General features: G+C 45.8%; 5 protein-coding genes. All 5 read right to left on the bottom strand.

All coding sequences use genetic code 11. The features are described 5' to 3' along the window. Positions 1-196: 196 nt before the first annotated feature. Positions 197-526, bottom strand: a complete 330-nt coding sequence (tnpA, locus tag BSZ32_RS10180; protein WP_105043311.1) for an IS66 family insertion sequence element accessory protein TnpA — start codon at positions 524-526, stop codon at positions 197-199. Between the two features lie 351 nt (positions 527-877). Then, positions 878-1,531 (bottom strand): alpha-ketoglutarate-dependent dioxygenase AlkB family protein, encoded by a 654-nt coding sequence (locus BSZ32_RS10175; protein ID WP_105043310.1) that lies wholly within the window; start codon positions 1,529-1,531, stop codon positions 878-880. Between the two features lie 86 nt (positions 1,532-1,617). After that, entirely contained in the window at positions 1,618-2,307 is a 690-nt protein-coding gene (locus BSZ32_RS10170) for a hypothetical protein (protein ID WP_129589707.1), read from the bottom strand. Continuing rightward, positions 2,244-2,849, bottom strand: coding sequence for an FAD-binding domain-containing protein (locus BSZ32_RS10165; RefSeq protein ID WP_105043308.1), 606 nt, complete (start codon positions 2,847-2,849; stop codon positions 2,244-2,246). Before BSZ32_RS10165 ends, BSZ32_RS10170 begins: the two co-directional genes overlap by 64 nt. 479 nt (positions 2,850-3,328) lie before the next feature. Beyond that, a complete protein-coding gene (locus BSZ32_RS10160; RefSeq protein WP_105043307.1) occupies positions 3,329-4,408 on the bottom strand; it encodes a sulfatase-like hydrolase/transferase in 1,080 nt (359 codons plus the stop codon). Positions 4,409-4,549: the final 141 nt, after the last annotated feature.

Raw genomic sequence — 4,549 nt, 5'->3', positions numbered from 1 at the left:
TCCCTATCATATACAGGAATAACCATAGCTATTCAAGTCGTTTTCTTGATAGAAGGCCTGGCCCCATTTACATTGATTCATACATCGATAGAAGGCCTGGCCCCATTTACACCTTTACATAGCAGGCCCCATTTACACTCCTTGCGCATATCACAGGGCTCGGTTGCTAAGTAGACCTTAAGGTTTCCGCTGAAGCTTAGCATTGGCTTTGGCGGTTGAGCTTGTTGAAGAGAGCTGCAGCTAACTCGGCTTGAGAGGAGTCCGAGATGGTGAATCTCAGACCTGAAGCGTGTTCGACAACAAGCTCCCTATTGCTTGTTACTGAGTCTCGACTCAGTGATGGGATCTCTAGTTCGACCAAAGATTCTATGAGCTGTTCTGGAGATTTGGCGAAATCATGTTGAGGATCACTAGGCTCTCTGCGCCGCTTTTGAACCCAAGTGGCAAAGGTTTGATACTTGATGCCGTGAAGCTCGGCGAACCTCACTCCTGATAATGAACTGCACTCAAAGGCATTGAGACGCATTATTTCGCTTCATCATACAAGCTATTCGTTCTACCTATAAAGATACTAGCTACTGAATACTTGCTACTCGCTAGTTCCCACTCGATAAAACCCCACCTCAAGAAGTCTAAATCTTCCAGTGCGTCGATTGGCGACCAAGCCCCTTAAATAAGTGCCATTGGACATAGATATGTATCATTCTCGTCTTGCTACCTCCTATTCTAACGGTCGATACTACATGCCGTATATTACGTGCAGGATTAGACAGCGAATGCATCATTTATGGGCCTGCCCAATTTTGTGAAGTAGTATTCTTAAACACCCCTTTATTTATAGCCTCTCTTTCTAATAAGGGTACCTCCTGACCCAGCATCAGTCCGACCCTATATCGGTCCGATCCATCTCTACCATCTGACGAAATGTAAGGTTAACTCGGGGAGTAGTAATTTTTTTAGTCTTTGGAATCTGATGCTGCCAACAAGCTTGGGTTGTTCCCCGCATTACAAGAAGGCTACCATGCTCTAGTACGACTGAAACCTTCTCCCTACTTTTTTTATGACGAAAATCGAATCGCCGGGTTGCACCAAAACTTACTGACGCAATATTCGAATTACTACCCAAACCATTTTCGTCGTCGTGATGCCATCCCATGCCCTGTTCGCCATCAGCATACAGGTTAAGGAGACAAGAATTGTAGCTAGCTCCGGTTCGCTCCTCGACAAGTTTTTTCATTGCCAGCAACTCAGGCGTCCATTCCAGAGCTGTCCGCGTCCGGCCAGAATATGTATAGTCGAAATTACTATCGCCATACCAAGCGACTTTCCTGGCCGTGATAATATGCTTACCGAACATTATTGCCTCGTCATGCTTCCAGATGATATTTTTCAGCAGATAATTCAGGTGGAAATCCGCTTGGCGCGAAGCGAAGAGACTGCCGTAATAGATAGACTCACCATCGTAAGGCAACACATTACGGTTAGGTGGTATTTTATCGATTCCTAGATCTAATTGGTGTTGTTTATCCATTTATAGTCCTTCTACTTGTTCAACGATCATCATCGATTTTTTTACTAGTCTATCCCCCAGCTATATCCTCCCCGCGGTCACAGTCCTTATTTCGGAACCTTCTTAGGTAGCACGCCTGATGCTATGAGCTTTTTCCAAAAACCAAAAAATCCAGCTGTGGCTAGTGATCTAATTTGTAGATCTTCCTCGCGATCTGTGTAGTGGATATTAATTTTTTGATTACCTATATCTTCAAACATCTCAATCAGCCGTGTTTGAAGGTATCCAATGTCAGGTCTCATCATCACTATCTGTGTGATATTATGTTCGTCGAAAAACACGGCTAAACTATTGGCTCTCAAAGTCAAAACCTCTGAGTGTATAGTGGCCTCTGGAAAAGCCCTAGCAGCTCGCTGATGGGCGTCAGCTAGGGCTTCATTCAGCCATGATACTTTATTTTCAGTAAAGTCAAGATCCCGCCATGTTAATCTATCGGCAGCTACTAATAGCAAATCAGGCTTCAGGTCTTTAAGCGAGCTAGCCTCGGGACTGAGATCGTCTTCATGAATAAGTAGGAGGGTTTTTAGTGACGGGTCATACTCAGTCTGTGAGACATTTAGCTGAGTTATTTCAGGTTTACCCAATAAAGTATTTGGTAGAAGAGCTTGAGGTTTCTCGAGTAACTCTAGCCCTTTTGAAAATTGATAAATAAGTGCACTAGATAGATATTTTTCTAAATTCGAACGTCGAGGAAGATAAGTTTTACCTGGTGTCTGGAGCCCCGCCACCCAACGCATGATAGCGTGTTAGATGCTGGATCGCCATCTAGTAGGTGTTTATAAAAAAAAGCCGCGCCCAGCTGCCACGGGAGCCTTTCAACATGCACCCACCACGCCGCCCACCACATTCGAGCGTGATTATGTAGATAGCCTGTTTCTATCAATTCTTTGGTGAAATAGTCCATGATTTCAAGTCCTGATGAACCCGCGCATACCGTATTTATACGGTGCTGTGTTTCTGAATCAATCTTGTTCAATAGAGCTAGTTCTGAAACATAATCGGTCCAGACCTGAGGCCTCAGTGATAGCCATGATTTCCAGTATCTACGCCAATAAATTTCCTGAGTGTATTTTTCAATCGTGGATTCAGCATACCTTGCTAATGGCGCAGCTGCGGCTTCGTTCTCGGTGATAAGCCGGTGACGGATGGCAGCGGATAGACAAGAAACATTATGATGATCATATGGAAAAACGTGATTTCGATCTCTTGAGTAACTTCCTGCAGAAGGAATAAAATCACCTAATTGCTGAAGAGCCTCCTGCCGTGTAGCTGCGAACATCTAGTAAGATTCTACATTATAGAAATAGAGCAACTAGTAATTATACCACTTAGCAAAACCAAAGAGACAAATGTTCTTTTTTGAGGGCTGGGCGCTTTCTTGATAAATCGGCGTTTCTCCTCAGTCATGGTGCTTGCACCACTCCCTCGTCTAGCCTCGATGGATCAAAAAATCACTCCAGCATTAGTCTCTTTTGATTCACTAAGTGGTATTACAATCATAGGTGTTTTAGTTTTTAAACGTGCAATTATGAAATAAAGAATTCTATTTTGGTGAACTTTGAGGCGCATTATTTCGCTTCATCATACGAGCTATTCGTTCCATCTATCAAAATACTAGCTACTTGCTACTTGCTAAAATCCCACCTCAAGAAGTCTAAATCTTCCAGTGCGTAGATTGACGACCAGTAGCCTTAAGTAAGTGCCATTCGGGTCAGCCCCCTGCTAACCCGACCGCTTTAGCCAGCGATAACTGGTCTTTTATGGCTTCTTCTTTCCTTGTTTCTTCTTTTCACCCTTTTTGATCAAGCTAAACTTCTTTGCCCCTACCCCGACTTTTTCCGGAGCGTACTTCGTAGGGTCGAAGCGAGGGTTTGGTTTCGGTACGACAGCGTTGCTGTCAGTAAGGTAATCCTCAATCAGTTTATCTAGCTTGCTCACCATCTCCGGGTTGCTTGCCGTGAGATCGGTAGTCTCCCCAATATCCTTCGACAGATCATACAGCCGATAGCCGTGGGCACCATTTTCCCCTTGGTGAAAGAGGCGGATCAGCTTCCAGTTTTCATAATGAATCGAGACAGAGGGTGGTAACCAGTCAGGAACTGGGACGCCGTGAGGGAAGTAGGTAAAGATTGCTTTTCGGTCCAGTTTGCCACCACCCAGGGCCGGGGTGATATCAATGCCATCCACAGGATGATCTTCTGGATAGGAAACGCCGAGTTGATTAAGCAGGGTCGGGTAAAAGCCGGAGGTCTGAATGACCTCCTCGCTGCGGCTGCCGGGCTGGGTGACGCCTGGCCAGGCGATGATGCAGGGCACTCGTATGCCGACGTACATTGTCGCCTTGCCCCCGCGCAGAGGACGGTTGCTGGTTGGTCGGTTAGAGTCGACCTCGGAATATTTATTACCGCTGTTGTCGGAGTAGAAGACGATAATGGTCTTCTCAACTATCCCAGCCTTATCAACGGCATGGAGCAGCGTACCTACAGCATCGTCCAGCGAATGCACCATAGCCGCGTAGGTGGGCGAGCGTTGGGCGTCCTTGGGGTCGATCACCTTACGATATTTGTCGATAAGATTCTGCTTAGCATGGAAGGGGGCGTGAACCGAAAATTGCCAGTAGTTCATAAAGAAAGGCTGTTTTCCTTTCAGGGACCCAAGCCATTTCACCGCTTCTTCGGCCATTCGGTCTTCGATGTGTTCCTTAGGTTTATTGTACTTGAATTCAGGGAAGCGCCAAGGGGCGACAAAGCTTCCGGCTGACCCTGGACCAGCCCAGTGGGGAATATCCACATCAAAACCATGCTGCAGTGGAGAATAAGGTTCAGGCCCCAATGGCACTTAATTAAGCGGCTCTGCGAGCTTTCCATTCCGATCTAGGAATCATCATTATGGAGAATTTCTTGGGCCGTTTTTTGATAACTCTTGGTTCTCGTCTGAATGGTCGAATATCCAGAAGATGATCACTCACCAACGAGATTA

It is taken from the genome of Rubritalea profundi (assembly GCF_002954445.1).
GTDB lineage: Bacteria > Verrucomicrobiota > Verrucomicrobiia > Verrucomicrobiales > Akkermansiaceae > Rubritalea > Rubritalea profundi.
This window is presented reverse-complemented; position numbering and strand designations above follow the sequence as displayed.

Bases quoted from the DNA above. Each gene is read 5' to 3' on its own strand.
- tnpA (WP_105043311.1), bottom strand. From the start codon at position 526: ATGCGTCTCAATGCCTTTGAGTGCAGTTCATTATCAGGAGTGAGGTTC.
- BSZ32_RS10175 (WP_105043310.1), bottom strand. From the start codon at position 1,531: ATGGATAAACAACACCAATTAGATCTAGGAATCGATAAAATACCACCT.
- BSZ32_RS10170 (WP_129589707.1), bottom strand. From the start codon at position 2,307: ATGCGTTGGGTGGCGGGGCTCCAGACACCAGGTAAAACTTATCTTCCT.
- BSZ32_RS10165 (WP_105043308.1), bottom strand. From the start codon at position 2,849: ATGTTCGCAGCTACACGGCAGGAGGCTCTTCAGCAATTAGGTGATTTT.